The organism is Streptomyces flavusporus (assembly GCF_046267975.1).
Classification (GTDB): domain Bacteria; phylum Actinomycetota; class Actinomycetes; order Streptomycetales; family Streptomycetaceae; genus Streptomyces; species Streptomyces flavusporus.
The window spans coordinates 2605966-2632472 of the sequence record NZ_CP176503.1 but is presented as its reverse complement, the minus strand read 5'-3'; the positions used below and the strand labels follow the sequence as shown (position 1 = coordinate 2632472).

The 26507-nt window shown below is 68.9% G+C and carries 26 protein-coding genes and 3 pseudogenes; 21 read left to right on the top strand and 8 right to left on the bottom strand.

Going from position 1 to position 26507, the window contains the following annotated elements; all coding sequences use genetic code 11:
* The first annotated feature begins 347 nt into the window (after positions 1 to 347).
* Positions 348 to 1254 (top strand): annotated as a pseudogene (locus ACKTSN_RS12585) (IS5 family transposase).
* Here the strand turns inward: ACKTSN_RS12585 and ACKTSN_RS12580 are convergent.
* The 3 genes from ACKTSN_RS12580 to ACKTSN_RS12570 form a co-directional block, all read right to left on the bottom strand.
* The gene (locus ACKTSN_RS12580; RefSeq protein ID WP_409469204.1) at positions 1226 to 1492 is read right to left on the bottom strand and encodes a hypothetical protein; all 267 of its coding nucleotides are present in this window, start codon (positions 1490 to 1492) and stop codon (positions 1226 to 1228) included. The pseudogene ACKTSN_RS12585 and the gene ACKTSN_RS12580 overlap by 29 nt on opposite strands.
* 247 nt (positions 1493 to 1739) lie before the next feature.
* Positions 1740 to 2474, bottom strand: a complete 735-nt coding sequence (locus ACKTSN_RS12575) for an NADPH-dependent F420 reductase (RefSeq protein WP_409469203.1) — start codon at positions 2472 to 2474, stop codon at positions 1740 to 1742.
* Positions 2475 to 2593: 119 nt separating this feature from the next.
* On the bottom strand, positions 2594 to 3190 hold the full coding sequence (locus ACKTSN_RS12570) for a TetR/AcrR family transcriptional regulator (RefSeq protein WP_409469202.1): 597 nt from the start codon (positions 3188 to 3190) through the stop codon (positions 2594 to 2596).
* Between the two features lie 693 nt (positions 3191 to 3883).
* Here ACKTSN_RS12570 and ACKTSN_RS12565 point away from each other — a divergent pair.
* Positions 3884 to 5107, top strand: coding sequence for an SNG1 family protein (locus ACKTSN_RS12565; RefSeq protein ID WP_409469201.1), 1224 nt, complete (start codon positions 3884 to 3886; stop codon positions 5105 to 5107).
* 285 nt (positions 5108 to 5392) lie between these two features.
* Here the strand turns inward: ACKTSN_RS12565 and ACKTSN_RS12560 are convergent, their stop codons facing one another.
* Entirely contained in the window at positions 5393 to 6655 is a 1263-nt protein-coding gene (locus ACKTSN_RS12560) for an IS701 family transposase (RefSeq protein ID WP_409467247.1), read from the bottom strand.
* A 377-nt stretch (positions 6656 to 7032) separates the two neighbouring features.
* Here ACKTSN_RS12560 and ACKTSN_RS12555 point away from each other — a divergent pair, with 377 nt between their 5' ends.
* Positions 7033 to 7602, top strand: coding sequence for a TetR/AcrR family transcriptional regulator (locus ACKTSN_RS12555; RefSeq protein ID WP_409469200.1), 570 nt, complete (start codon positions 7033 to 7035; stop codon positions 7600 to 7602).
* Between the two features lie 85 nt (positions 7603 to 7687).
* Here the strand turns inward: ACKTSN_RS12555 and ACKTSN_RS12550 are convergent, their stop codons facing one another.
* Positions 7688 to 8221: a TetR/AcrR family transcriptional regulator gene (locus ACKTSN_RS12550; protein WP_409469199.1), complete on the bottom strand. Its 534-nt coding sequence runs from the start codon at positions 8219 to 8221 to the stop codon at positions 7688 to 7690.
* 113 nt (positions 8222 to 8334) lie between these two features.
* Between ACKTSN_RS12550 and ACKTSN_RS12545 the strand changes: the two genes are divergently transcribed.
* The 12 genes from ACKTSN_RS12545 (at position 8335) to ACKTSN_RS12490 (ending at position 20054) form a co-directional block, all read left to right on the top strand.
* Complete coding sequence (locus ACKTSN_RS12545; RefSeq protein ID WP_409474814.1) at positions 8335 to 9150, top strand: oxidoreductase; 816 nt, start codon at positions 8335 to 8337, stop codon at positions 9148 to 9150.
* Between the two features lie 51 nt (positions 9151 to 9201).
* The gene (locus ACKTSN_RS12540; protein WP_409469198.1) at positions 9202 to 9528 is read left to right on the top strand and encodes a CocE/NonD family hydrolase; all 327 of its coding nucleotides are present in this window, start codon (positions 9202 to 9204) and stop codon (positions 9526 to 9528) included.
* On the top strand, positions 9525 to 9854 hold the full coding sequence (locus ACKTSN_RS12535) for a CocE/NonD family hydrolase (RefSeq protein ID WP_409469197.1): 330 nt from the start codon (positions 9525 to 9527) through the stop codon (positions 9852 to 9854). The genes ACKTSN_RS12540 and ACKTSN_RS12535 overlap by 4 nt, the downstream gene beginning before the upstream one ends.
* Positions 9855 to 9932: 78 nt before the next feature.
* Complete coding sequence (locus ACKTSN_RS12530; RefSeq protein WP_409474813.1) at positions 9933 to 10877, top strand: CocE/NonD family hydrolase; 945 nt, start codon at positions 9933 to 9935, stop codon at positions 10875 to 10877.
* Positions 10878 to 11519: 642 nt separating this feature from the next.
* Positions 11520 to 12221 carry an SDR family oxidoreductase gene (locus tag ACKTSN_RS12525; protein ID WP_409469196.1) on the top strand — a complete coding sequence of 234 codons (702 nt, stop codon included), beginning with the start codon at positions 11520 to 11522 and terminating at the stop codon, positions 12219 to 12221.
* A 30-nt stretch (positions 12222 to 12251) separates the two neighbouring features.
* On the top strand, positions 12252 to 13286 hold the full coding sequence (locus ACKTSN_RS12520; protein ID WP_409469195.1) for an alpha/beta fold hydrolase: 1035 nt from the start codon (positions 12252 to 12254) through the stop codon (positions 13284 to 13286).
* A 114-nt stretch (positions 13287 to 13400) separates the two neighbouring features.
* A complete protein-coding gene (locus tag ACKTSN_RS12515; RefSeq protein ID WP_409469194.1) occupies positions 13401 to 14534 on the top strand; it encodes an NmrA family NAD(P)-binding protein in 1134 nt (377 codons plus the stop codon).
* Positions 14535 to 14581: 47 nt separating this feature from the next.
* Entirely contained in the window at positions 14582 to 15265 is a 684-nt protein-coding gene (gene lipB, locus ACKTSN_RS12510; protein WP_409474812.1) for a lipoyl(octanoyl) transferase LipB, read from the top strand.
* Positions 15266 to 15299: 34 nt separating this feature from the next.
* Positions 15300 to 16649 carry an SCP2 sterol-binding domain-containing protein gene (locus tag ACKTSN_RS12505; RefSeq protein WP_409469193.1) on the top strand — a complete coding sequence of 450 codons (1350 nt, stop codon included), beginning with the start codon at positions 15300 to 15302 and terminating at the stop codon, positions 16647 to 16649.
* A 56-nt stretch (positions 16650 to 16705) separates the two neighbouring features.
* Positions 16706 to 17668 (top strand): PDR/VanB family oxidoreductase, encoded by a 963-nt coding sequence (locus tag ACKTSN_RS12500; protein WP_409474811.1) that lies wholly within the window; start codon positions 16706 to 16708, stop codon positions 17666 to 17668.
* Between the two features lie 536 nt (positions 17669 to 18204).
* Positions 18205 to 19023: a HEAT repeat domain-containing protein gene (locus ACKTSN_RS12495; protein WP_409469192.1), complete on the top strand. Its 819-nt coding sequence runs from the start codon at positions 18205 to 18207 to the stop codon at positions 19021 to 19023.
* A complete protein-coding gene (locus ACKTSN_RS12490; RefSeq protein WP_409469191.1) occupies positions 19017 to 20054 on the top strand; it encodes a MerR family transcriptional regulator in 1038 nt (345 codons plus the stop codon). Before ACKTSN_RS12495 ends, ACKTSN_RS12490 begins: the two co-directional genes overlap by 7 nt.
* Before the next feature lie 962 nt (positions 20055 to 21016).
* Here ACKTSN_RS12490 and ACKTSN_RS12485 read toward each other — a convergent pair.
* On the bottom strand, positions 21017 to 21304 hold the full coding sequence (locus ACKTSN_RS12485) for a hypothetical protein (protein ID WP_409469190.1): 288 nt from the start codon (positions 21302 to 21304) through the stop codon (positions 21017 to 21019).
* Positions 21301 to 21588: a hypothetical protein gene (locus ACKTSN_RS12480; RefSeq protein WP_409469189.1), complete on the bottom strand. Its 288-nt coding sequence runs from the start codon at positions 21586 to 21588 to the stop codon at positions 21301 to 21303. The genes ACKTSN_RS12485 and ACKTSN_RS12480 overlap by 4 nt, the downstream gene beginning before the upstream one ends.
* A 211-nt stretch (positions 21589 to 21799) precedes the next feature.
* Between ACKTSN_RS12480 and ACKTSN_RS12475 the strand changes: the two genes are divergently transcribed.
* Positions 21800 to 22642, top strand: coding sequence for a helix-turn-helix domain-containing protein (locus ACKTSN_RS12475; protein WP_409469188.1), 843 nt, complete (start codon positions 21800 to 21802; stop codon positions 22640 to 22642).
* Complete coding sequence (locus tag ACKTSN_RS12470) at positions 22624 to 22833, top strand: DUF397 domain-containing protein (protein WP_409469187.1); 210 nt, start codon at positions 22624 to 22626, stop codon at positions 22831 to 22833. The genes ACKTSN_RS12475 and ACKTSN_RS12470 overlap by 19 nt, the downstream gene beginning before the upstream one ends.
* Before the next feature lie 20 nt (positions 22834 to 22853).
* On the opposite strand, the gene ACKTSN_RS12465 is transcribed toward ACKTSN_RS12470, so the two are convergent.
* Positions 22854 to 23300 (bottom strand): IclR family transcriptional regulator domain-containing protein, encoded by a 447-nt coding sequence (locus ACKTSN_RS12465; RefSeq protein ID WP_409474810.1) that lies wholly within the window; start codon positions 23298 to 23300, stop codon positions 22854 to 22856.
* A gap of 4 nt (positions 23301 to 23304) precedes the next feature.
* On the opposite strand from ACKTSN_RS12465, the pseudogene ACKTSN_RS12460 reads away from it, so the two are divergent.
* The 4 genes and pseudogenes from ACKTSN_RS12460 to ACKTSN_RS12445 form a co-directional block, all read left to right on the top strand.
* A pseudogene (locus ACKTSN_RS12460) lies at positions 23305 to 23667 on the top strand (fumarylacetoacetate hydrolase family protein); the annotation flags it as partial.
* Entirely contained in the window at positions 23667 to 24377 is a 711-nt protein-coding gene (locus ACKTSN_RS12455) for a maleylpyruvate isomerase family mycothiol-dependent enzyme (RefSeq protein ID WP_409469186.1), read from the top strand. The pseudogene ACKTSN_RS12460 and the gene ACKTSN_RS12455, both read left to right, overlap by 1 nt.
* A gap of 34 nt (positions 24378 to 24411) precedes the next feature.
* Positions 24412 to 25728 carry an FAD-dependent oxidoreductase gene (locus ACKTSN_RS12450; RefSeq protein WP_409469185.1) on the top strand — a complete coding sequence of 439 codons (1317 nt, stop codon included), beginning with the start codon at positions 24412 to 24414 and terminating at the stop codon, positions 25726 to 25728.
* A gap of 124 nt (positions 25729 to 25852) precedes the next feature.
* Positions 25853 to 26494: pseudogene (locus ACKTSN_RS12445) on the top strand (TIGR02677 family protein); the annotation flags it as partial.
* Positions 26495 to 26507: the final 13 nt, after the last annotated feature.

The following is a 26507-nucleotide window of genomic DNA, read 5'->3' as shown; positions in this document are numbered from 1 at the left end:
TCGGTCCGACCTGTTTCCTAAGTGCATGACGTGAAGCGCGTCGTATGCTCACGTACGCCGCTGACCTGCCGTTCCATGGCGTCGTGCCGGGATGACGGGTGAATCTCCTCCGTTTCGGCCCGGACGGCGGCAGATCGTTTCGACGCTGAGATGACGCTCCTTCTGACGTGCTGTCACCTTGCGGCTGGACCCATTGAGTGATCTTCTCGCTGGTGAAGCGCTCGTATGTGAGACCTGCGGTATTCCGTGGGGTCTGCTCGGCGAGGAGATCGTCAGTGCCCGCAGGAGCACCTGCCGATGTGAGGCCGAGAGCGTGTCTCTTTGGTGGGTTGATCAGTTGATCGGATGTGTCCGTCCGATCAGTGATCACCGATGCGATGTGGGACCGGATCGAGCCGCTGATGCCGGCGGATCCGGTTCGCGGGCGGCGATGGGCCGACCACCGCCGCACTCTCGCGGCCATCGCGTGGAGGTACCGCACCAACTCGCCCTGGCGGGACCTTCCCGACGAGCTCGGCTCTTTCCAGACCGCTCACAAGCGGCTGATCAGATGGGCCCTCGATGGCACCTGGGAGAGGATCCTCGCCGCGCTCCTGGCGGCGGCGGACGCCGACGACGACCTCGACTGGACGGTGTCGGTGGACTCCACGGTCGTCCGGGCCCACCAGCACGCTGCCGGAGCACTCAAAAAGGGGCGGCCCACTCCGACGAGCCCGCCGATCACGCGCTCGGACGCTCCCGCGGCGGACTGAGCACCAAGGTCCACCTGGCCGCAGACGGCCGTGCACGGCCCCTCGCCTTCACCGTCACAGCAGGCCAGGCAGGTGATGCACCCGCATTCGAGACGCTGATGTCCCGCATCCGTGTGCCCCGTACCGGCTCGGGTAGGCCCCGGACCCGGCCCCTGGCGGTTCTGGCCGACCGCGCGTATTCCTCACGTGCCATCCGCAGCCACCTCCGGCGCCGGGGCATCCGTGCGGTCATCCCGCAGCCGTCCGATCAAGTCGGCCACCGCCTGCGGCGAGGCCGACTCGGTGGCCGCCCGCCCAGTTTCAACAGCGAGGCGTACAAGCAGCGCAATGCCGTCGAGCCGCCCAGCCAACACGTTGCCTCAAGCAGTGGCGCGGCCTCGCCACACGGACCGACAAGCCCGCAATCGCCTACCAGGTCGCACTTCACCTCGCGGGCATCCTCATCTGGACCCGACGCTGGCCGAAGACAGAACCTAGGTTTCGCGCCCGATGGAGGTCATGACCAGCAAAGGGTCGATGGGGTGGTGCGGGGCCTGGTGTTCGAGGTCCACGTCCAGGACCGGGGTGTCCGCGAAGAACAGCAGTTGGATCTTGCCGCGCTCGGCGGCCTGCGCGTACCGCACGAACTGGTCCATGTCCGTGTAGCTGGACAGGTTCGCCCCGGGCAGGCGCCATGCTCCGGGTTCGGCTCCGTAGCCGCTGGTGAACTGCATGCACAGGAGCATCTGTCGGTTTGTCATGGTCGCTCCTCCAGACTGGGCGAGAGAAAGCGGAAGGAGCCTCCGTTTACTTCCCCGACAATACGGAGGATGCCTCCGTATTGTCAAAGGAGCGCGGTGTGGCGGCTGACAGGGGTGGCGGACGTCGAGGACCAGGGCGCGCAAGTGGAGCGCGGGCATGCCGAACCCGGCCGTAGCGCTCCGCGCGAGAGGAGCCGTAGGGGGACCTCTCGCACGGGGTGTGCACCGCGGCCGGTGGCAGGTGTTGTCACCGGTGGGCGGCGCGGTTCATCTCGACGACGTCCTCCAGGGTGGGATTGGCCCCGAGGGCGGCGAAGCGCTCCGGCATGCTGTCACGGACGGCCGCGTCCTTGACGCGATCGGCCGCGGCCAGGGCTGCCGGCAGCTCCTCCAGGGTCAGTTCGGTGCAGTAGGCGGGGCCCATCGGCTGCTGACGCCAGGAGTCGGCCAGTGTGCCGGCGTCGTAGGGGTCGAAGCCGGTGTCGTCCACCAGGCGCATGGCCACGCGCTTGGCCTCCTCGGAGTCGCCGGCGACCGGGATGGCGATCCGGCCCTCAGTGCCCGCCGGAACACCCTTCGTCCGCTGGGTCTCGGCCAGGGCGGCGTTCCATGCCTTGACGACGGGGCGCCCCAGGAGTTCGGAGGTGTACACGCTCTCCACCGCGCCGTTCTCCACGGCCTCGATCCGCCCGTTGAGGTGCGGGTAGTAGTTGGAGGTGTCGATGACCACCGTCTCGGCGGGGACGGAGGCGAACGGATCGGCCGGCTGTCCGGCCACTCCGAAGGGGATGGCCAGGATGACGGCATCCCTGCCCTTGACGGCGTCCTCAAGTGCCACGGCGCGGGTACCGGTCTCCAGGACCTCGGGCGCGACGGCCTCGGGGCCGCGGGCGTCCGCCACCTCGACGTCGTGACCGGCTCCGCTGAGCTTGCGGGCGAGGTTGCCGCCGATCACGCCGGCACCGATAACGGAAATTTTCATGATTTGTCCTTCAGGAGGTCGCACCGCCCCCAGGGTGGTGCAAAGTGATCACTGTGGGATGGAGGTGCCGGACACCGCCCGGAGCTTTCCGGGCGTTCCGGTGATCGACAGGCGGGGGCCTACGCCTGGGTGTCCCGTTTGCGGTAGCCGGCGGCGATGAGCGCGCGAACGCGGTCCAGCGACTCCTCTTCGGCGGCGCCGGCACCCTTGAGCCAGGCGACGGAGAGGGCCGCGAGGAACAGGTCGTACCCCTTCACCGACTCGCGCACGTACCCCGTCCGCTGAGCGGCCTGCACGTACTCGTCGGTAGCGGTGATGACCGTGTCACAGGGGAGCGTGAGCGGGTTGTCCGGATCCTGCGCCCTGGCCGCGGTCATGAGCGGCTCCGGCAGTCCGCTGAACGCGCTGAAGTACTCCTCCAGCGCGCGCAACCACTGTTCCAGCGCTGTGTCGGCGTCGCCGAGCTGCGCGATCTCCGCCTGGCGGGCCACCAGCTCCTCGGAGCGCGCCTGCAGCACGGCCGCCAGCAGCGCTTCCCGGGTGGGGAAGTGCCGGTACAAGGTGCCAGGCCCGACGCCCGCCTCCTTGGCCACCGCCTCCAGGGACGTGCCGACCCCATACTTCAGGAAGTGATGCTGTGCCGCTCCCAGGAGGGCGGCACGGTTGCGCTGGACGTCCGCACGGGGCTTGCGACCCTGCTGTCCACCGGCATTCATACGCCCTCCTGGCACTTCCTAAAACGGAGGCTACCTCCGTACTGCTTCCACAGTAAAGCGGAGGCACCATCCGGTCAAATGGCGACTCTCCCGCGCCCTCCTCCGGACACTGTGGTCAGGGGCTACGGCCGTGAACACTGCCAGGCGGCAAGGCAGGGAGCCCAGCTGTTCCCGGCAAGCTGGGACCAGCGCTGGGCGGTCGCGGGACTGATGCCGAAGAGGTCTGCGGCAACGATGGACGGCAGGTCGGTGACGGCTTCCATCAGCGCTGTGTTGCGTGTGGCGCGTACAGGAAGCCCGTGTCGCCTCATTTGGTCGGCCAGGCGTGCAGGGTTGCGGGGGCGGCCGGGCGCGGCCCCCGGCGGAAGGCATCGGGGGCTCGGGAGGGCGGGGGCTCGGGAGGGCGGGGGCTCGTCGAAGTGGGCGATCTGCTCGTCCACGAGATGGGCCGGCGCCGGTGGGGCAGGGTTAAATATGGAAACCGATCGGTTTACGGTGAGCGTGAAACCGACCGGTTTCCCGTGTTGACGGTGGTCTGAACGTGATCTGGGAGCCGTCGCCGACGGCAGATGGTCAGGAGCGCACCGCCCTCAGTCGGCCGTGTGCGCCGGTGGTTTCCGAGGGACGCCGGCCTGCGATGGCACTGTCCGGTCTCCTCTCGATATGGCTGTGCTGTCGAGACCGGAGTAAGTCATGAGTGGGATTCATCCCTTCCGCGTACTGCGTGCCAAACCTCTGCGGATCGCCAATGGCGTCATCACGGGCCTTCTCGCGCTGCTGTTCACGGTGTTCTACGTCGGCGCCGACATCGATCCGGTCGACCATGTGAAGAAGCTGCCCGTCGGGCTGGTCAACGCCGACAACGGAGCCGGCGCCGGCAGCAAGCAGGCCAACCTGGGGGCGCAGATCACCGAGTCGATCAAGAAGTCCACCGCGGGTGGGGGCAAGATCGACTGGAAGGTGATGGACGAGAAGAAGGTGAAGGAGGAACTCGGAGAGGGCAAGCTGTACGGCGCACTCGTCGTCCCCGCCGACTTCACGGCCTCCACCTTTGCGTTGACCGGCACCGCGACCACCGTGGCTCCGGCCCGCCCGACCCTGACGGTGCTGACCAACCAGTCCGCTGGCAGCCTGGGCTCCAGCCTGGCCCGGTCGGCGACGACGCAGGCGGCCGAGAGCGCCTCGCTCCAGGTGGGCAAGGAACTCATCGCACGGACCGGGCAGGCGAAGCTGCCGGCCGCGGCGCGCATCCTGCTCGCCGACCCGGCCGCCGTCACGGTCGAGGACGGCCATCCGCTGGACTCGCACAGCGGCCTGGGACTGACGGCGTTCTACTACGCGCTCGTCCTGGTGGTCTGCGGCATGCTCTCCGCCAACGTCATCAGCGGACAGGTGGACCACGCCCTCGGCTACACCCACAACGACATGGGCCCGCTGCGCCGGCACCGCCCGCTGATCCGGGCGACCCGGGTGCAGACCCTCGCCATCAGCAGCACCCTCATGATCGGCCTGTCCCTGCTGATGGGCGCCCTGGTCACCGTGGGCGCGGTCGGCATCATGGGGATGGCCGCCTCCCACCTGCCGCTGCTGTGGCTGTACTCGGTGTGCGCCATCGCGGTCTCCGGGATCGGCGCGCTCACCCTCCTCGCCGTCTTCGGCACCCCCGGCATGCTGGTGGTCACGCTGGTCTTCATCGGGATGGCGGTGCCGACGGCCGGCGCCACCACCCCCATCGAAGCGCTGCCCGGCTTCTACCGCTTCCTGGCGGAGTTCGAGCCGCTGCGGCAGATCACCGGCGGCGTCCGCTCGATCCTCTATTACGACGCCCAGGCCGACGCCGGTCTGACGCGGGGCTGGGTGATGATGGCCGTCGGCCTCATGGCGGCCGCGCTGTTCGGCTTCGGCGTGACGGGCTAGTGCCGCGGCAGGCAACGTTCGCCCCGTCGCGACGCCCGGCACGCCCTCTCGCCGCACCGGCCGAAAGCCCAAGTACGTCCAGTACGAGGACTTCCGGCCGGCACGCCGAGAGCACGCACCGGACGCCGCTCCTTGACGGGCAAACGTTGCCTGCCGCGGCACTAGTAGGGCTTTGTTAGGTCCTGTGGTGGGGTTCGGGTGCTGGTGCGGGTTGGCCGCATATCGAGCAGGCGCCGGTCCAGGTGGCCAGGAGGGCCTGGAGTTCGCGGAGGACCGCGTAGAGGGTCAGGCCGGCGCAGGGGCTTTTGGGTCGAGCCTGAGCATGGTGCAGAAGGCCTGGGCGAGGGACGCGAGGGTGACGTGGCGGTGCCAGCCGAGGTAGTTGCGGCCCTCGAAGTGGTCCAGGCCCAGACCGTCCTTGAGCTCGCGGTAGTCGTGCTCAACTCGCCATCGGATCTTGGCGATTCGTACCAGTTCGCGCAGTGGGGTGTCGGCGGGAAGCGTCGAGAGCCAGTAGTCGGTTGGCTCGGCGGAGTCGGGTGGCCACTCGACGAGCAGCCAGCAGTCGGGCAGGGAGCCGTCGGCGGCGCGGCGGATGGTGCGGTTGGCCGGTCGGACCCGCAGGGCCAGGAACTGCGAGCGCATCTCGGCGTTCGGGTTGCGTCTGGTGGCCTTGCTGCCCTGGCGCCAGGTGACGGTGCGGGTGGCCGCTCGGCCGACGGCCAGGGCCAGGGCGCGCAGGGTGGTGTGCGGTTGGGGGTAGGCGGACACGGGAGGGCGGCCCTGCCCGGAGTACGGCGGGCGTTGGGGTGTGGCATTGCCGGGGTGCGCGGTCGTGGTGGCTTTGACCGCGACCGCGTAGGTCAGGCCGCGCTCGGTCAGGCCCTCGCGAAAGCCGGTGGCGTCGCCGTATCCGGCGTCGGCGGCGACCGGAAGGTCGGGCAACTCCCAGTTGTCGCGCACCTCGTCGAGCATGTCCAGCGCCAGGCGCCACTTCTCCCGGTGCCGCTCGGTGTCCGGGATTCCCGCCTTGGCGCGGCGGCGCCGGATCGCCTCGGCCATCAGCGCGTCCTCGCCGTACTTGGTGTCGTCCCAGCTCTCGGGCAGGAACAGGCGCCAGTCGACAGCCGATGACGCACGGTCACTGACCAGGTTCACACTGACGCCGACCTGGCAGTTGCCGCGCTTACCCAGGGCGCCGCAGTACATCCGCGCCACCCCCGGTGAGTCGTAGCCGTCCTTGGGGAAGCCGACATCATCGATCGCGTACGCCTCGGGAGAAATGTGCGCGGCAGCCCAACGGGCCAGCCGCTCACGGACCTTGGAGTAGTCCCAGGTGGACGATGAGACGAACTGCTGCAGCTGCTGGTGGTCCACGCCCAGGCGCTCGGCCATCGGCTGCATGGACTTGCGCTTGCCGTCCAGCATCAGCCCGCGCAGATACAGCTCGCCCTTGGCCCGCTGGTCCCGACGCGCCAGCGAACCGAGCATCTCCGCCGCGAACGCCTCCAGGCGCGGGCGGACCGTCTCCATCTCCTCAGGTGTCACACCTGACAGAACATCACAATCTACCTGACGATGATCAATCGGGGTACCTAACAAAGCCCTACTAGTACGACCGCAGGGGGCTACACCGCATCCCCGTCGAGACGAAGCCCGGGAAGACCGCCGCCCTGACGTAGCGGACCCGTGACCCACCCGGACGGGGCTGCGGTGCGGAGTGGCCCCGGTGTGCGTCGCCCTGCTGGACGGCAGGCGCGCACACCATCAGGGCTCGGCGACGGTACCTTTCCCCCGGGGGCCGTCGCCGAGCCTCTGTGCGGCCTTCAGGTGTCCGCTCCGTCGCGTGGGCAGCACCGGTCGTCCCGGCCAACCGCGGAAACCGATCGGTTTATATTTCGCCGGAATCGAGTTAACCTCACACTATGAGCACCGAAGTGAAGGCAAGTCCCCGAGAGCGACTCCTGGAGGCGGCGGCCACACTCACCTACCGAGACGGCGTCGGCATCGGCATCGAGGCGCTGTGCAAGGCGGCGGGGGTGTCGAAGCGGTCTATGTACCAGCTGTTCGAGAGCAAGGACGAACTGCTGGCGGCGAGCCTGGAGCAACGCGCTTCCGCCTTCGTGGCGACACTGCTGCCCGCGACGGACGATGGCCGCTCACCCCGCGAGCGGATCCTCCACGTCTTCGAACAGGTGGAACTGCAGGCGGGTGCGCCCGAGTTCCGAGGCTGCCAGTACCTGGCCGTCCAGATCGAACTCAAGGACCAGAGCCATCCCGCGAGCCGGGTGGCCCACCGCGTCAAGGGAAACCTGACGGCCTTCTTCCGGGCCGAGGCCGAACAGGGCGGAGCGAGCGATCCCGACCTGCTGGCCCGACAGCTCAGCCTGGTCTTCGACGGCGCCAGCGCCCGCGCGGGGATCGGAGCCGACACCCTCACCGGGCTCATCGCCCCCACGGTGGCCACCCTGCTCGATGCGGCAGGCGTGCGCTGACGCACCACCTTTTCGAGCAGGCCCGGCGACCGATGCGCTCTCAGGGCTGACGCCTGTCTCCGGCAGTCGGAGCAGCTCCGACGGATCACGGCTTTGCTTCCCGGCAGTCGGGGGGAAGCCCGATGGCCGTAAGGGTGTTGATGAGCATGCCGTGCGCGAGGAAGGCCGTGGCCTCCTCGGCATTTGCGCCCAGCGGCAGGCGCACGGCTTCCCAGAGGCTCATCCAGCCGGCGCGGACGAGCTCGCCGATCTGGTCATCGCCCTGTGCCTCGGCGGCTGCCACGAGGGCGTATCCCTGCATCTGCATCAACAGCGTTTCCGGGTGCGCGGAGACCAGTCGCGCGTAGGCGTTCACCATGGCGTGGAGGGCCTGCTCGCCGCCCTCCACCCCTTCGGCTGCGCGCTCGAAAGCCAGCCGGGTGTCTTCCATGCTCCGCGTCAAGGCTGCGATGAAGATCGCCCGCTTGCCCGGAAAGAGCCGGAAGAGGTACGGCTGCGTGACACCGACGCGCTTGGCGATCACTTCGGTGGAGGTGCCGTAGTAACCCCTGAGTGCGAACTCGGCGATGGCCGCGCGGATGACACTCTGACGTCTCTCCTGTGCGCTGATCCTGCCCATGCCGCCATTCCTGCCGGGTGCCGGTCGGGGTGCTCCCCGGACTTGCAGCCGGAAACCGATCGGTTTACGGTAGCAGAAACCGATCGGTTTCTCAGTGAGTCCGGGAGTCCATGATGAGCACGCATCGGCCGGTGGCACTCGTGACGGGTGCATCATCCGGCATCGGGAAGGCAGCCGCGCTCGCGCTGGTCGAAGCGGGGTTCGACGTGGTCGGCACAAGTCGTGACACCTCCCGCGTCACCCCGCTCGACGGCGTGACCTTCCTCGACCTCGACGTGACCAGTGACGCGTCGGCCACCGCCGTGGTCCAGCGGGTGGTCGACCGGCTCGGGCGGATCGATGTCCTGGTCAACAATGCCGGCGTGGGCTTGATAGGGGCGGCCGAGGAGAACTCGGTCGCGCAGGCCCAGGTCGTCTTCGACGTCAACGTCTTCGGCGTGATGCGCATGGTGCAGGCGGTCCTGCCGCACATGCGCGCCCGTGGACGCGGACGCATCATCAACCTCTCTTCCGTGGTCGGCTTCCTCCCTTCGCCTTACATGGCCGTCTACGCCGCGTCCAAGCACGCGATCGAGGGGTACTCCGAGTCCCTGGACCATGAGATCCGCGGGCACGGCGTCCGGGCGCTTCTCGTCGAACCCGCCTACACCAGCACTGGTTTCGAGGCCAGCAGCCCGCGGCCCGACACGCCCCTGCAGGTCTACGCGGACCAGCGGCGCGCCTTTGACCGCATGATGCAAACAGCGATCAAGGACGGCGACGATCCCGCCGTCGTCGCCAAGGTGATCGTCGCGGCGGCGACCGACCCGAAGCCGAAGTTGCGCTACACCGCCGGCCCCCTGGCCGGACGTGCCAGCGCACTGCGCCGCATCGCCCCTGCCGGGGTCTTCGACAAGCAGATCCGCAAGCTCAATCGGCTGGCCGGCTGATCCTGCCCGCACCCAGCACACCCACGAGAAAGCGACGCACAGGAGCGGCACATGGCGCAGATCCAGATCGACTTCGACGTTCCGGCGCAGATGCGTGACGGCACGGTGCTGCGCGCGGACGTCTACCGGCCCAGCGGCAGCGGACCGTGGCCCGTACTGCTCACTCGGCTGCCGTACGGCAAGCACACGCCCGTTATGGCCATGATGCTCGATCCCTCGGCGGCGGCGCGGCGCGGCTTCATGGTCGTCATCCAGGACACCTGCGGACGGTTCGCCTCCGAGGGGGAGTGGGGGCCGTTCACCTACGAGGAGAGCGACGGCTACGACACCGTACGGTGGGCCGCTGCCCTCTCCGGCTCCAAGGCTCCGTCGGCATGATCGGTGGCAGCTACTTCGGCAACACCCAGTGGATGGCGGCGCTCTCGAAGCCGCCGGAGCTGAAGGCGATCGCACCGATGATCACATGGTCCGATCCGGACGACGGACTGTGGACGCGCGGCGGCGCGATCGAACTCGGCATCACCGCTCCCTGGTCCCTCATGCACGGCGCCGACACCCTGATGCGCCGTCACCGCACCGACCTCGACGGGCTCGTGAGCAGCATCACCGGGCTCGTGCAGGAACTCGACGGCCTCGCGACCGCCGGTTCCGGGAAGTTGCCCGCCGGAATGTTTCCCGCGTTCGCCCGGCACGACCTGCCCTAGCTCGGCTACGAGCGTTCCCGGCGGGAGCCCGACTGGGCACGGTTCTGCCGCGTCGCGGGTCGTCACGACGAGGTCGACCTGCCCACCTTCCAGGTCGGCGGCTGGTACGACATCTTCGGCCAGGGCACGCTCGACAACTTCACCGCCATGCGCGGGGCCGGCCGGTCCGCCACGCTGATCATGGGACCCTGGGCCCACACCAACTGGCAGCACGTGGTCGGTGACGTCAACTTCGGGTTCGGCGCGAACTCCGATTTCATGGGCATGCGGGGACGCCTGCACGACCTGCAGTTCGACTGGTTCCGGCGCACGATCGGCGACGGCGAGGCGCCGGAGCCGGACACGGGCAAGGTGCTGCTGTTCGTCATGGGTATCAACCAGTGGCGCGGGGAGACGGAATGGCCGCTGTCGCGGGCGGTGGACACGGACTTCCACCTGCGCGCGGACGGATGCCTCACCCCTGAGCCACCGTCCACCGCCGAGCAGCCCGAGGAGTTCACCTACGACCCCATGGATCCGGTGCCCACCACCGGCGGCGCGCTCCTCATGTCCGACGAGTTCCGCCCCGGGCCGCTCGACCGGACGGCCGTGGAGGCGCGCGAGGACGTCCTGGTCTTCACCACCGAACCGCTCGCCGAGGACGTCGAGGTGACCGGTCGCGTCCGGGTGGTGCTCTTCGCCGCCACGGACGGGCCCTCGACCGACTGGGTCGCGCGCCTGTGCGACGTGGACGAGCACGGCGTTTCCCGGAATGTGGCCGACGGCGTCGTGCGGGTACGGGCGGCGACACCGGGCGAGGCGGCCGAGCACGTCGTGGATCTGTGGTCGACCAGCATCGTCTTCCGGGCGGGTCACCGCATACGGGTCCAGGTCACCTCCAGCAACTTCCCGCGCTGGGACCGCAATCTCAACACTGGTGAACCCGAGGAGAGCGCGACCACGGCCCGAGTGGCCCGGCAGCACATCTTCCACGACTCCACCCGGCCGTCCCGCATCGTCCTGCCGGTGGTTCCGGCCCGGTAACAAGCGCTGCAGGTCCCATGGGTGAGGTGGTCGACGCCATCTAGCCCGGATCGGCCTTCGCCAGGCCGCGGCCTCATTCGTGGACGGGGCCGCACGGGGACCTCGACGCGGCCGAGTGCTACGTCCGTAGAGCCGCCGCATGTGGGCTGATCGTCTCCCGGCAGCTCCCCGGGCGCGGGCTGGGACACCCGGAGGGTGCGGCCTGTCCGCGCATGTCCTGCCCGTTGGCCCCCTGCGGACTGGACGACGGCCTGGGACACACGGCTACTTCACTGATCAGTCACCCGAGGCGGTGGGCCAACCGCCGCACCGATCCCTGCAGCGGTGACCTCGCGCCCCGAGTCCCCGTCGGTGCCGAGGCCGTCACGGCCGCCCGAGTGGCTGCCGCCCCTGACTTCCCCGTGCTGCCGGAAGCTGGTCGCTCCTGATCGCCGACCCGGGTGGGCCCGTAAAGCCGCTGGCGGGGCATCCATGCGACGCCGAGCCGTAGGGCGGCTACGCCTCATTCGCCGCCGGACTCCGGACCAGGTCATCGCTCCCCGTGGCTGCTGACGAGACGCAACTATGACCCGACTTGCGCGAGGAAACCGATCGGTTTACGGTGAGGGAAACCGATCGGTTTCCAAGCTCTTGGGGGTAGTCGTGACCGCAATCGAAGGCGCCACCGTTCTCGTCACCGGAGGCGGCCGGGGTATCGGCAAGATGCTCGTCGAGGAGCTCTACGGACGCGGAGCCGGCAAGGTCTACGCCACGGCCCGTGATCCGCGCACGGTGACGCACCCCGATGCCGTTCCGCTGGCTCTTGAGGTCACCGACCCCGCATCTGTGACGGCCGCCGCCGAGCAGGCCCAGGACGTCACCATCCTGATCAACAACGCCGGCGCCTCGGTCCGCGCCTCGTACCTCGACTCCCCGATGGAGGAGGTGCGCCGCGACCTGGAGACCAACTTCTACGGGCCGCTGCTGGTCACCCGGGCCTTTGTTCCGGTCATCGAGCGCAACGGCGGGGGCCACCTCCTCAACGTCCACTCCGCCCTGTCCTGGCTGGCCGACGGCACGCCCTACGGCGCCTCCAAGGCCGCCCTGTGGTCGCAGACCAACTCCCTGCGTCTGGAGCTGCAGCCGCGCGGCATCGCGGTGACCGGGCTCCACGTGGCCTACGTGGACACCGACATGACGTCGGGCCTCGACGCACCCAAGGCCGACCCCCGCGACGTCGCCGTAGCCGCACTCGACGGCATCGAAGCGGGGGCGCACGAGGTGCTGGCCGACGACACCACCCGCTGGGTCAAGTCGCAGCTGTCCGCCGATCTGGAAGCCCTGTACCCGCAGTTGAACAACTAGTACGCACTCACCGATTTCAAGGTAATTCTCATGGAAAGTTCGCTCACCCACCGCTTCGTCGACGTGAACGGGGTCAGACTGCACATCGCCGAGCAGGGGCAGGGGCCGCTGGTCCTGCTGCTGCACGGCTGGCCGGAGAGCTGGTACTCCTGGCGTCACCAGTTCGGGGCGCTGGCAGCGGCCGGGTACCGGGTCGTCGCCCCGGACCAGCGCGGCTACGCCCGCAGCGAGCAGCCGCCGGACGTCACCTCGTACACCCTGCTCCACCTAGTCGGCGACGTCATCGCCCTGATCGAGGAACTCGGCGAGGAACAGGCGGTCGTCGTGGGTCACGACTGGGGCGCACCCGTCGCCTGGACCGCGGCGATGCTGCGCCCCGACAAGGTCCGTGCGGTGGCCGGGCTCAGTATTCCGCCGATCCTGCCCGGCGGGATGGTCCCGCCCTCGATCACCCGCACCCAGTACGGCGAGGGCTTCTACCAGGTCTACTTCCAGCAGCCGGGAGTCGCCGACGCCGAGTTCGCCAAGGACGTCCCGGAATCCTTCCGCCGCCTCCTGGTCGGTGCCTCGGGCGACAACCCGCTTGGCAAAGAGCCCCGCCCGCTGGTCATACCCGACGGCCTGGGCCTGCTGGACACCATGCCGGTCTCGCCCGACCTCCCGGTCTGGCTGACCGAGGAGGACATCCAGGCGTACGCCGAGGACTTCGCCCTCCATGGCGAGCAGGCGTTCACCGGAGCCTTCAACTGGTACCGGAACATCGAACGCAACAACGAACTGCTCGCTGCTTTCAGGGGGCGCGGGATCGACGTCCCCGCACTGTACGTGGTGGGAGACCGCGACATGGTCACCTCGCTGCGCGGCCCGGACGGGGGCAGCTCGCTGAGCGACATGCTTCGGGGCGAGGGCGGTTCGGGCAACCCGCTGACCGCTGTCGCGCCTCAACTTCACGACGTGGTGGTGCTTTCGGGCTGTGGGCATTGGACGCAGCAGGAGCGTCCGGCGGAGACCAACGCCGCACTCTTGGCCTTCCTCGCCCACATCGACGGCCTCGCGCCCCGATGACACTGCGCAGAATCCGCCTGGCCGGCACGGTTCGGCGGGAGGAGGGCCCAAGGCCCGCGTGGAGGCGGCCATCGAGCCAGGCGGCTTCGCCGTCATCGACCGCTTCCGGCGGGCATGGTCACGTCCGCGAGTGCGACCGAGACCCTGGCCTGCCACCTCGCCGAGCAACGGCATAGACGCCCCAGGCGACCGGAGCGGCGCATAACGATCGCCGGCCACATCCCGTGGCTTTCCGTACAGCTGACTCACCGCAACCAGACAGAGGAATCATCGATGTCAGAGCGCAATCCCATCCTGATCACCGGAGCCGCCGGCCATATCGGCGGTGTGAGCCGAACGATCGTCGACATGCTGCTTGAACAAGGGCACCCGGTGCGCGCGTTCGTGCGGCAGGACGACGACCGCGCGCAGGCACTCCGCCAGGCCGGCGCCGAGGTCTTCGTCGGAGACCTGCTCAACATCGCCGACGTGACCGCCTCGCTGAAGGGCGTCCGCCGCATCTACTTCAGCATGAGCCTGTCGCCGTACTACACCGACGCCGTAAGCCTGATGGCCGCGGCGGCACGGGCCAAGGGCGACATCGAGGTCTTCGTCAACATGTCCGAGTACGAGCAGTCGTTCATGACGTTCGAGAAGATGACCGCGCCGGACGAGGAACGGCGTGCATGGCTCGGCGGACTCGTCGCGGACTGGTCGCCGCAGCAGCGCGCCCACTGGGTCGCCGAGCGGGTGCTGGAGTGGTCCGGCCTCCCGACCGTCAACGTACGGGCGGCCATGTTCGTCGAGAACCCCCTGATGACCTGGCTGGCACTGGGCCCGCTGAGCAACGGTGAACTGCGCCTGCCCTTCGGTAACCACCGGATCGCGCCCATCGCGGGTTACGACGTGGGGGAGGTGTGCGCGAAGATCCTGGCCGACCCCGCGCCGCACATCTCGAAGTCCTACGAGCTCAACGGTCCGGAAGTGAAGGACATGCACGGGTTCGCGGAGGACTTCGCGGCCGTGCTGGGACGCCGGGTCACCTACGTTCCCGAAGAGGTCGAAACCTGGAACGAGACCTACGTGGACCCTGCCCTGGCCGAGTTTCCGCACACCGCGGAGCACATGAAGACCCTGACCCGGCTGATTGGCGGCGGCGGATACCGCGGCGTCAGCGACCAGCTCCAAACCCTGCTCGGGCGGCCGCCGAAGACCGTGCGCTGGGCGCTGGAGAACCATCCGCGCATCCAGAAGCTGGCGACTGGCTGAGTCGCCGAGCGGTCGAACTGCGGTCATGAGCGAGGAGACGAGCGGTGATGTTGCCGGGATCTATGGAGGAACAACCTTCACACTGGCAGTTGGAACGCGTCGACTTGGGAGAAGTACCCTACGCTGCGGCGCAGGCGGACATGGCCCGCTGGGTTGAGGAGCGCAAACAGGGCCTCGCTGCCAACCGGCTCTTCCTTCTCACGCACCCGGCGGTGATCACCTACACCGCCCGGACGTCGAACGACCAACTGCCCGACGCGGACTCAGCCATCGCCCTGGTGCAGACAGACCGCGGCGGGCATGCCACCTACCACGGTCCCGGCCAGCTGATTGGCTACCTCGTGCTCAACGTGCGCGAGCTCGGTCCCCGTGGTCTGATCCGCCGCGTGGAGCAGGCGCTGATCGACGCGCTGGACACCCTCGGTTTCCCAGCGATCCGCCGCGAGACGCCGCCGGGATCGGAGAGCCTGGTGGGCGTGTGGACCCCCGATCACCGCAAACTCGCCTCGATCGGCATGCGCATCAGCGGAAGCGTCTCCAGTCACGGCTTCGCCCTCAACATCGACCCCGACCTGAGCGTCTACACCACCTTCACCGCCTGTGCCCTGCCCGGCGTCCGGATGACTTCCCTGACCGAACTCGCCGCCGAACGCGGCCTGCCGACCCCAACCCACACCGAGGTGCGCGACGCGGTCGCACGAGCGGTCACGACGCACCTGACACCACGCTAGTGCCGCGGCACTAGAAAACAGGAAAGGATGCCCGATGGCCAGCAAGAACAAGCTCGCCGACCATCCCACAGTCGTCAAAGTTCGCCAGCGGCAAGATCGCGCCGTCACCCGGCCCGCCGAGCCGCTGGATGCGTCCTGGCTGCGGCAGCTGTGTCTCGACGCGGGTGCGGACGATGTTGGTTTCGTGGAGATCGACCGGCCAGAAATCGCCGACCAGCGAGCGGACCTGGAAGCCGCGCTGCCGGGTGTCCGAGTGCTGATCAGCTTCGTGACCCGGATGAACCGGGAGAACATCCGCACCCCAGCGCGCTCGGTGGCCAACCTGGAATTCCATCACACCGGCGACCACTCCAACGAGGTCGGCCGGCAAGTGGTCGGCAAGCTGGAAGCGATGGGCGTGCGCGCCATCAACCCCGCGATGGGTTTTCCGATGGAGATGGACAAGTTCCCCAGGAAGACGTGGGTCGTCGGGCACAAGCCGGTCGCCGTGGCGGCCGGACTCGGCAAGATGGGCATCCACCGCAACGTCATCCACCCCAAATTCGGCAACTTCATCCTGCTGGGCACCATCCTCATCGACGCCGAGGTCAGCGACCTCTCCCAGCCCATCGAGTACAACCCCTGCCTGGAATGCAAGCTGTGCGTGACAGCCTGCCCGACCGGGGCAATCGCGTCCGACGGTCACTTCAACTTCTCCGCCTGCTACACGCACAACTACCGTGAGTTCATGGGTGGCTTCGGCGACTGGGCCGAACAGGTCGCTGAAAGCCGCAACGCCCACGACTACCGGTCGCGAGTAAGCGACAGCGAGAGTGCGTCGATGTGGCAGAGCCTGTCCTTCGGCGCCAACTACAAAGCGGCCTACTGCATGTCGGTGTGCCCGGCCGGCGAGGACGTCATCGGCCCCTGGTTGGAAAATCGCAAGTCACACCTGACCCAGGTCGTGCGCCCACTGGTGGACAAGGAAGAGACCGTCTACGTCGTCCCGGGTTCCGACGCCGAGCAACACGTGGCCAAACAGTTCCCGAACAAGCGGACGAAGCACGTGGCGATGAGCTTGCGAGCGAACAGCATCGACGGTCTGATGGAAGGCCTGCCGCTGATCTTTCAGCGCGAACAGGCCAAGGACATGTCCACCACCTACCACTTCACCTTCACCGGCGACGAGTCCAGGCAGATCACCGTGACCATCCGCGACCGCGAACTCCATGTCACCGACGGACATCACGGTGAGCCGGATCTCAAGATCACCGCCGACACGGCCACCTGGCTGCGTTTCCTCACCAAACCGACGTTGCTGGCGTGGGCACTGGTCCGTCGCCAGATCAAGTTGCAGGGCTCTCCTCGACTGCTGCGCGACTTCGGCCGTTGCTTCCCGTCCTGATCAGTCAGAAAAGGACGCATCACCGAATCATCACTGTAAGAAATGGAAGGCCGATCATGAGCACACTCAGCACCGAAGTCGAACTCGACCTCGTGTTGGAACGTAAGGAAACGATCGCCGAAGGTGTCGTGCTGCTGACACTGCGCGACCCGGAAGGCCGTCCGCTGCCGGAATGGCAGCCGGGAGCCCACATCGATCTGGTACTGCGAGCCGACCTGGTCCGGCAGTATTCACTGTGCGGGGACCCGGGAGACCGGTACCGCCTTCAGGTCGCGGTGCTGCGTGAACCGGAAAGCCGAGGCGGGTCGAGCTACGTGCACGACCTGCTCACGGAAGGTGAGTCGGTACGCATCCGCGGGCCACGCAACCACTTTCCGCTCGTGAAGGCCAAAAACTACCTGTTCATCGCAGGCGGAATCGGGATCACCCCCATCCTGCCCATGGTGGCAGCCGTCAACGCGACCCGCGCCGACTGGCGCCTCGTCTACGGGGGCCGCACCCGAGCTTCGATGGCGTTCGGTGAGACGTTGCAGCGGGCCTACGGAGAGCGGGTGAGCCTGCGGCCACAGGATGAACACGGGCTGCTGGACCTGCCTTCGCTACTCGGCAAGCCGCAACGGAAGACAGCCGTCTACGCCTGCGGTCCGGAACCGCTGCTCGCGGCGGTCGAGGCCGGCTGCGAGAAGTGGCCGAGCGGATCTCTGCACCTGGAGCGCTTCGCCCCGAAGAAAGACGTCACCGCCGGGCCGCAGAGCAGCTTCGAGGTCGAGCTGGCCCAGTCCGGCAGGACGCTGCTGGTCTCTGAGGACATGTCCATTCTTGAGGCCATCGAAGCTGCCGGTGTGCCGGTGATGACCTCCTGCGAGGAGGGAATCTGCGGAACCTGCGAGACGAAGGTGTTGTCCGGGGAGATCGACCACCGCGACTCGGTCCTGGACGACCAAGAGCGCGCCGCAGGCGACACCATGATGATCTGCGTCTCCCGAGCCAAGGGCGACCGCCTGGTCCTCGACCTCTGAAACTCCTTGTCTCCCGATCGTGACGCTCGTTTGACGCTCCGAGGGCCTGAGTGCCCGCCAGAAGAGCCGGAAAATGCGGTCTGAACCGGGGTTTCTTCGTCCCGTGTCTCATATGGCATGTTTTCGATGACGCATCATGTGGAGTGCGTGGCGATTCTGGAGCCTGCTGCAAAGAGCCTCTGACCTGCGGGTCTTCTGGATTGCCCGGGCGTGGCCGGGTGCGTTTGACCTGTTTTCCGAAGTCCACCGCGTGGAGCGTGTCGCAGGCTCCCGCCACGTGTCTCACCTGCGGCTTCGCGCAGCGGGGCGCGGGTGGGGAGCGCTCTGCCTCGACTCCGTGAGGGGCGGCCGGGGGAAACGTCTTGACGCTCGTTCGACGCTGATTCTGGCGGAGCGTCATGACGCTCGCTCGGCCGGCTGTCGAGACCAACTCGAACATCGCGCCGATGCACGTCCGGGCTGCGGGCTGGGCCGGCAAATTTTCTCGCCCGCCGGTCACAGGCTTGACCTTGACATAGTGACAAGGTGTCCCCTGGGTGCAGGAGGTGGTTTCGATCAACCCGACAAACGGAACCCCGCAGAACGCCCGCGTGGCGGACGCCCTGAGCGCCGAGGACTCGTCGGTCCGTCTACAGGCGGCCCTGGCGGTCGGCTCGACCCCCGACCCTGGCTTCCTGGAGACGCTCGTCGAGCGGTGCGCGGTCGAGCCGGACTTCTTCGTGCGGGACATGCTGTCCTGGGCGCTGACCCGCCTCTCGCCGGAGATCACCCTGCCCCGGATTCGCCAGGAACTCGCCTCCGAGCGCACCCAGGCCCGCAGCCAGGCGTTGCACACGCTCTCCAAGATCGGCAACAAGAGCGCGTGGGCCTGGATCACGCGCGACATGCTGCGCGATGCCGACGACGAGGTCGCGCGGACCGCGTGGCGCGTCGCGGTCGTCCTCGTGCCCGAGGACGAGAAGAAGTACCTGGTCGACGAACTGGTCATGCAGCTCGGCCGCGGCGACCGGAATGTGCACCTGAGCCTGAGCCGGGCCCTCGTCGACCTCGGTGACGTGACCAAGCCCGCTCTGGACAAGGCCGCGGCGAGCCCCGACCCGGCGGTGGCCGCCCACGCTCGTGCCACCGAGCTGCTCCGGCGGAACCCGGAGACCGGTTTCGACGCGGCCATCGACGAGGCGAAGCGAGTCGTCACACTCGGCCCGGAACGAGCCGTTGCCGCCGCCGCGGCCGCGTCGGGAGTCGTCGAGACCGCGAAGACCACCGACGCCGCGGAGACTGCCGAGCCCACGGAGACGACCGAGTCGACTGAGGTTGCCGAGGCCGCGAACGCTGTGGAGACCGCGGAGTGCTGATCGGCGAAGTGGCCCGTCACTCGGGGGTGAGCACCCGGATGCTCCGGCACTACGACGCCCTTGGGCTGGTACGACCGACCGGTCGCACCGTCGGCGGCTACCGCGAGTACTCCGCCGAGGACGTCCGCAGGATCTTCCACGTGGAGGGCCTGCGGTCCCTCGGGCTCTCGCTCAAGCAGATCGGGCGGGCGCTGGAGGATCCGGCCTTCACGCCGTCCGCCTTGGTCAGCGACCTCATCCGGTGGACGGAAGACCGCTTGGAGCGGGAACGGCAGTTGCTCGATCGGCTCCGCGCGATCGATGCGTCGGCGCCTATGGGCTGGCAGGACGTCCTGCGCATCGTCGAGCTCATGCAGGGGCTCGACTCGACCAGTGCCGCGCGCAGGCAGCAGGCCGTTCTGGCCCGGCCGGGGGGCGTGTCGGTTCCCGCCGAGGTGCTGGCCGGGGCGGTCCTGGCCGAATCCGATCCCAACGTCGCGGGCGCCCTGCGCTGGGCGCTCGCCAGATCGGGCGGCGACGGCGTGGCGGCACTGACCGCCGGCGTGCACTCGGAGGACGTCGACATCCGGCGGCGCGCGGTGCTGGCGATCACCGAGATGGCCGAGGCCCCTGGGGCGACCGCGGTGCTTGCGGACGCGCTCGGGGACCCGGACACGACGGTGCGCAGGTACGCGGCTCTCGCGTTGGGCAGGCGTGGCGTGACCGGGGCCGTGCCGACACTCGTCGGCATGGTGGTCGAGGGCTGCAACGACGTCGAAGCGGCGGAGGTCCTCGGAACGCTGTCCCAGGACCCTGGGTGTGCGGACCGGATTCTGACCGCGCTGGTCGATGAACTCGCCGCGCCCTCCGCAGACCCCGCGACGCGGATTCGTCTGACCCAGGCGCTGGTCGAGCTGCCGGGGACCACCGTGCAGGAGATCCTGCGCCAACTGGCCCACGACGACGACCGCGCCGTCGCCCTCGTTGCCTCGGCCTTTGTCACGGTTCTCGACGAGCGGTCTCCCGAAGACCGAGGCGACGAGGATTCCTGACTGCGCGCGGCCGAGGCGCTGCGGCACCCTGTCCCGACGGTATGCAGCCCCTGGATCGGAGGCGGCGACGACTTCCTAGCGGTCGTCACCACCCTGTTGGTGCGAATGACCACACAACCGGATGTGACCATCGACCTCCAGCGGGCAGGGCCGGGTCCTCGGAGTCAGGCAGTGGCACCACCAGCTGGCTGATCCGATGTCCAGTACGTGCCAGGGCAAAGACGTTGCGAGTCCCCCCAGAGCGCCAGTGGCTGTTCCCGTGGAGGCTGGGGCTCGCGGCAGCAAGGTGTCCGCGTCGGCGTAGCGTTTCGGGGAGACGGGGACAGCCTGCACCTTGCTTTTGAGCGGGGTCTACTCAAGGGGACTAGACGGGCAGGCTCGCCGGGCAGGAACACCACCGCCCAGCCGTCGCTGAGGAGATTCCGCGCCCAGGCAGCTGACTTCGGTGCGGCGAATGGCGGCACGCTCCTTGTGTCCGTGCCCTGCCCCCATAGGAAGGACTCGCGCCACTCTCTTTCGCCTTGCCATCCTCCAGGCGGCTCGTTCTGCCCTGAGCAGGAGGATCAGGCTGTCGGCCGTGACGCTCGTTTGATTCTCGGCGTCCGCGCCCGAAAGGTCCCTCGGTGTGGGGTGCTGTGGGCTGGAGGGCATGGCTCCATTGTGGCGGCCGGACAACGGTCACGGGCCTCATGCGTGATCTCGGCGACGACCGGCTGCTGTGCCTCGGTCACTCGGAGATCCCACGGACCGCGGATGTCGGCGACGGCCCCGGCGACAGCGCTGTCGAAATCGTCGGCGTCGCCGGGGAAGCCGTAGCCCATGACGAGGGCCGCGCGGAGTTCGCCGATGGTGCGCATCGGAGGCAGGTGAGGCGGTTCGGAGGCTGCCGGGTGCGTGGTCATGGCGATGCCGGCTCCTTCTTCGCGATGTCGGTTTTCACCGAACCTGGGCGTGCCCGGTGTTCACCTGATCTGCCGTTCTGTCTCCGCGCCGTTCGACCCGTTCACGCCCAGCTTGGTCCGGCTGCGCTCGTTGGCTTCGGCGAGGCGGGCGCGGAGCAGTTCGGCGGGGGTGAGCGGCTGGATGCGGTGCGGGTCGGCGTCCCATTCCCGGCCGCCGGAGAGGGGGCGGAGCTGGAGGTACGGCCCCTCGTGGCCCATGACGATGCCGATGCGGTCGCGGGTGGGGTCGTAGACAGCGGTGCCGGGTGGGGGAGGGGCGGACTCGGACTCGGGCGCTGGGGTGGTCATTCGGCGGCGCCCTTGGCGATGACGGTCGCGAGCGCGAGGGCGACGGGGGCGGAGCAGACGCCGAGGTGGACGAGGGCGTAGCGGGCGCTGGCGGGGGTGCGGGTGCCTTCTGCGGTGCCCTCGGTGTCGTCGGGGAGCGGGTCACTCCACGGGGTGCGGACGTCCATCGCGGGGAGCTGGATGCCGACCTGGGTGAGGGCAGCGGCGAGGGCGTCGCGGGCGGCGGTGGCTTCCTGGAGCTTAGGGATGAGTGCGCGGGTGCCGGGCGTGGTGGGGTTCGGCATGTGCGTCCTTCTGGCAGGGGGGTGGGGTGCTGGTTGCTCATTCCTGGTTCGGCTGCGTCGAGCACGTGCGGTGAATTACCGTGTGTAGTCGGCGCGTTACGAGAATGCCGTCAGGTGAGCCGGGACATGCCGTGGGCGGGGTCCCGTTCCCCGCCGGATGGTGCACGTTCCACAACTTCCACAAGTACGTCTGCGTAGGGAGGGAGCCGCGATGCCGCAGCGACGCGTCGTCACGGGCCGCAGTCAGGAACCGCGCCAACGGTTCGCCGAGGAGTTACGGCGACTGCGGGCCGACAAAGGGGACAGCCTGCGGCAGCTCGGTGAGCGGCTGGGGTGGGACTGGTCGCTGTTCGGCAAGATGGAGAAGGGGGAGACGCTGGGCGGGCCGGAGGTCGTCCAGGCGTTGGACCAGTACTTCGGGACGCCGGGGATGTTGCTGGCGTTGTGGGAGTTGGCTCGGGCGGATCACACGCAGTTCCGCGAGCAGTATCGGCAGTACATGGCGTTGGAGGCCGAGGCGGTCAGCTTGTGGCACTTCGCCGTGAGCGTGTTGCCGGGGTTGTTGCAGACGCCGGGGTATGCGCGGGAGGTTCTGGCTGCGGGTGGGCTGAAGGGGGAGGAGTTGGAGCGGCAGGTCGAGGCTCGGATGGGGCGGCGGGAGCTGCTGGAGGGGGAGGATGCACCGCCGTTCCGCACGATCCTGTCGGAAGCTGTCCTGCGGACACCGCTGCGCAACGGGTCCGCGTGGCGAGAGCAGTTGGAGTACCTCGCAGAGATGGCCGAGCAGCCGAACGTGACCGTGCATGTGCTGCCGTTCAGCGCTGGCCCGTACGGCCTGGACAGTACGGACGTGTGGTTCCTGAGGCTGCCGGATGGGCGTACGGTGGCCTACACCGAGAACGCACACCGCGGCGAACTGATTGAGGGGTACGGCCCCGTCGAGCGCCTGCAACGTGCCTACGATGCGGTGCGCGACATGGCTATGTCCCCCGCCGAGTCGCGGAAGTTCATCCTGCGCATGTTGGAGGAAGTACCGTGCGACCCCTCACCCTGAACGCCGTGACCTGGCGCAAGAGCTCCTACAGCAACTCGGATGGCGGCGCGTGCGTCGAGATCTCCGACGACTTCGACGCCGTCGTCCCCGTACGTGACAGCAAGCAGATGAACAGCCCTGTGATTGCGTTCGCGTCTGATGGATGGGCCGCGTTCGTGACGGCCCTGAAGAAGGGCGAACTCGGCACTTGACTCGCCCCTGACCAGCGGGCTCAGCGCTGCTCGGCCAGGTCCTTCTCCAGGGCGTCTGCCGTGGCGTTCAGCGCCGTCACCAGGGACTGGAGGGTGTGCGGGTCGTAACGCACGCTGGGCATCGACACCGACAGGCTGGCCAGCGCGGTGCCGTCCCGGCCGCGCACCGGTACGCCGACGGCGACGAGACCGCGTTCGGAACGCTCCTTGTTGACGGCGAACCCGTTGCGACGCAGACGCCTCAGCTCCGCCCGCAGCCGGGCGAGATCCGGGCGATCGGCCGGACGGTCGCGGTAACGCTCGGGGGCGTAGACCTCCTCCAGTTCGTCGTCGGTGAGGTCGGCGAGCAGGAGCAGCCCCGCCGTCGTGCGGTGGGCCGGGAACACCATGCCCTCGCGGGAGCCGACCCGCAGTGCCTGCCGGCATTCGACGCTGGCGATGAACCGGGCCGTGTCCCCGGTGCGCACGAGCACCCGCGAGTGGTTGCAGGGCAAGATGTGGGACTCCACCACCCCGGTCGGCCCGTACCTCGTCACCCCCGACGAGTTGCCGGGCGGGGTCCGCCCGTCGCTGGACGTGCGCCTGCTCGTCGACGGCGAGGTCATGCAGTCCGACTCCACCGGCGACCTGCTCTTCGACCCGGTCGACCTGGTCGAGTACGTCTCCACGATCGTCCGCCTCAACCCCGGGGACATCATCGCCACCGGCACCCCCGGCGGCGTCGGCCACGCCCGCAAGCCCGAGCGCTACCTCCTCGGAGGCGAGACGGTCGTCACCGAGATCCAGGGCATCGGCCGCCTGGAGAACCGGGTCGTCAAGGAGCAGGCGTCCTGATGCGCCGGACCTTCGACGACGCCCGCCGCTGGGCCCGGCTCGGCACCGAGCTGATGCTCAAGGCCGCCGCCGGTCTCGACGACGACGGGTTCGCCGCGCCGAGTGCCCTGCCCGGCTGGAGCCGGGCACACGTGGCGGCGCATGTCGCCGCCAACGCCGAGGCGCTGTCCAACCTGGTGCACTGGGCCGCCACCGGCGAACCCACACCCATGTATGCCTCGCCCGAGGAACGCGCCGCCGGCATCGAACGGGGCCGTGCCCTGCCGGCCGCCGAGCTGACCGTGTGGCTGCGCGGCTCGGCGGACGCGCTGGAGACGGGGATGGCCGCGCTCGGCGAGGAGCAGTGGCGCGCGCAGGTCGTCACCGCGCAGGGCCGGACCATGCCGGCCACCGAGGTGCCCTGGCTGCGTTCCCGTGAAGTGTGCGTGCACGCCGTCGACCTGGCGAACGGCGTGTCCTTCGCCGACCTGCCGACCGACTTCCTCACCGCCCTGTGCGACGACGTCGTGGCCAAGAGCGCCGCGGCCCCCGGCCCGGCCATGACCTTGCGGGCACCGGCCACCGGAGCCGCCTGGGACCTGCCGGGCGACGGCGAAGCCGCCCTGATCACGGGCGAACTGCACGACATCGCGGCCTACCTGACCGGACGGGACGCCGGCCCGCTCACCGCCGACGGCACGCCCGTCCCCACGCTGGGCGCCTGGCTCTGACCCCGGGCCTGCCTCGCGACCGAAAGAACAGATCATGAATCCTGAATCCATCCCCGTCGGCCGGCCCGACGTCCTCGTGGTCGGCGGCGGCATCGGCGGCCTCAGTTCCGCCTACGCCCTGGCCCACCAGGGACTGCGCGTGCGCGTCCTCGAACGGGCCAAGGAGTTCGGCGAGGTGGGCGCCGGCCTGCAGATCGCGCCCAACTGCACCCGCATCCTCGCCGAGTACGGCCTGCTCGAGGAGGCCAGGACTCTGGGCGTCGTCCCGGAGAACATGGTGATGCGTGACGCGCTCGACTCCCGGGAACTGACCCGGCTGGACCTGCACGACCTCGAACGCCACTACGGCCACCCGTACATGGTCATCCACCGCAGCGATCTGCACGGCATCTTCCTGCGGGCCTGCCGGCGGGCCGGCGTCGAGCTGCTGACCGACCGGACCGTCGTCGACTACGAGCACACGGACGGCGGCGCCCTGATCCGCCTGGAGGACGGCAGCACCGAGGAGGCGCCGCTGGTCGTCGCTGCCGACGGGCTGCACTCCGTGGCCCGCCGCAAGCTGGTCGGCGACGACGTGGTCAGCTCCGACTACGTCGCCTACCGCGCGGCCGTCCCGATCGAGCAGGTCCGGGACAACGGCATCGCGGAGAAGGACGTCACCGTCCACGTCGGCCCGCGCTGCCACTTCGTCCAGTACGCGTTGCGCGGCGGCGACATGTTCAACCAGGTCGCCGTGTTCGAGTCGCCCAAGGCCCTGGCCGGACGAGACGACTGGGGCACGCCCGACGAGCTCGACGCGACCTTCGAGCGGACCTGCGACACCGTCCGCAAGGGCATCCCGCTGATGTGGCGCGACCGCTGGTGGCAGATGCTCGACCGCGACCCGATCGAGACCTGGGTGCACGGCCGGATCGCCCTGCTCGGCGACGCCGCGCACCCGCCGCTCCAGTACATGGCACAGGGTGCGATCATGGCGATCGAGGACGGCTGGGTCCTCGCCCGGCACTACGCCCGGCTGGCCGAGGCCGCTCCGGGGGGCACCCGACCGGACTGGGACGCCGCGCTGACGGCGTACGAGGCGGTCCGGGTGGAGCACTGCCGCCGGGTGCAGACCACGGCCCGCGCCTGGGGAGAGCTGTGGCACCTCGACGGAGATCCCCGGCACCGGCGCAACGCGATCATGCGGGCGCGGGACACGTACGACTACTCCTTCACCGACTGGGTGTACGGCCCGACCGCGCTGACGCCGGACGAGGAGCCGGAGATGTTCACCCCGATTCCGCTGTCCTCGGCGGTCGTCGAGGACTCGGAAGGCGAACCACTGACGGTGACGGGGAACGGCACACCGTGAGCGACGCCTATCTCATTTCCGGGACTTGAGTCCGGCCGTCCGTTCCCTGCCCCTACCGTGGAACCCTGGACGACCGGGGCAGCTGCGGAGGGGGTAGGAGGTCGTGCGCAGGGTTCCCACAGAGATGTTCCGGTTCACCACGGGTGAGCGCGCCGATCTGTACAACGCGGTACTCGACGCCTTCGGCGTCGCGGGGGAGCATCTGGAGACGGCGCTCGGACTGGATGGCGTACGCGAGCGACTGCGCACGGTGGGCCGGCTGGCGGCGGTCGAGGACCAGGAGCTGCACGAGGCGTTGACGCAGCTGGTGCGCTGGGGGCTGCTGGACGTGATCCAGAACCATGCGGAGAACTACCGCACGGCTGAGGAATACGAGCGGCGCAACCTGCAGTACTCGCTGACCCGGCGCGGCGAGGCGGCACTCGCCGGGGTGCGGCACGCGCTCGATGTCCTCGCCGCGACGGGGGCGCTGCAGAGCGCCGTCCTGGAAGCGATCACCGACCGCCTCGACGAGCTGTGTCTCCTGGCCGGCGAGCCCGCCTCGGCCGACCGCCGGATCTTCAGCGCGCTACGGGAGCTCGAGGGCCACCTCGAGGCCCTGGTGGAGAACACCAAGGCGTTCAACGGTGAGTTGCAGCGCCTGCTGCGTGCCGAGGGCGCGGACCTGGGCGTGTTCCGTGAGGTGAAGGCCGCCACCGTCGCGTACCTGCAGGAGTTCCTGGTCAACCTGGACCGGCGCGGACATGCTGTGGCCGCGGCGGTGGCGTACGGCGTGTGCT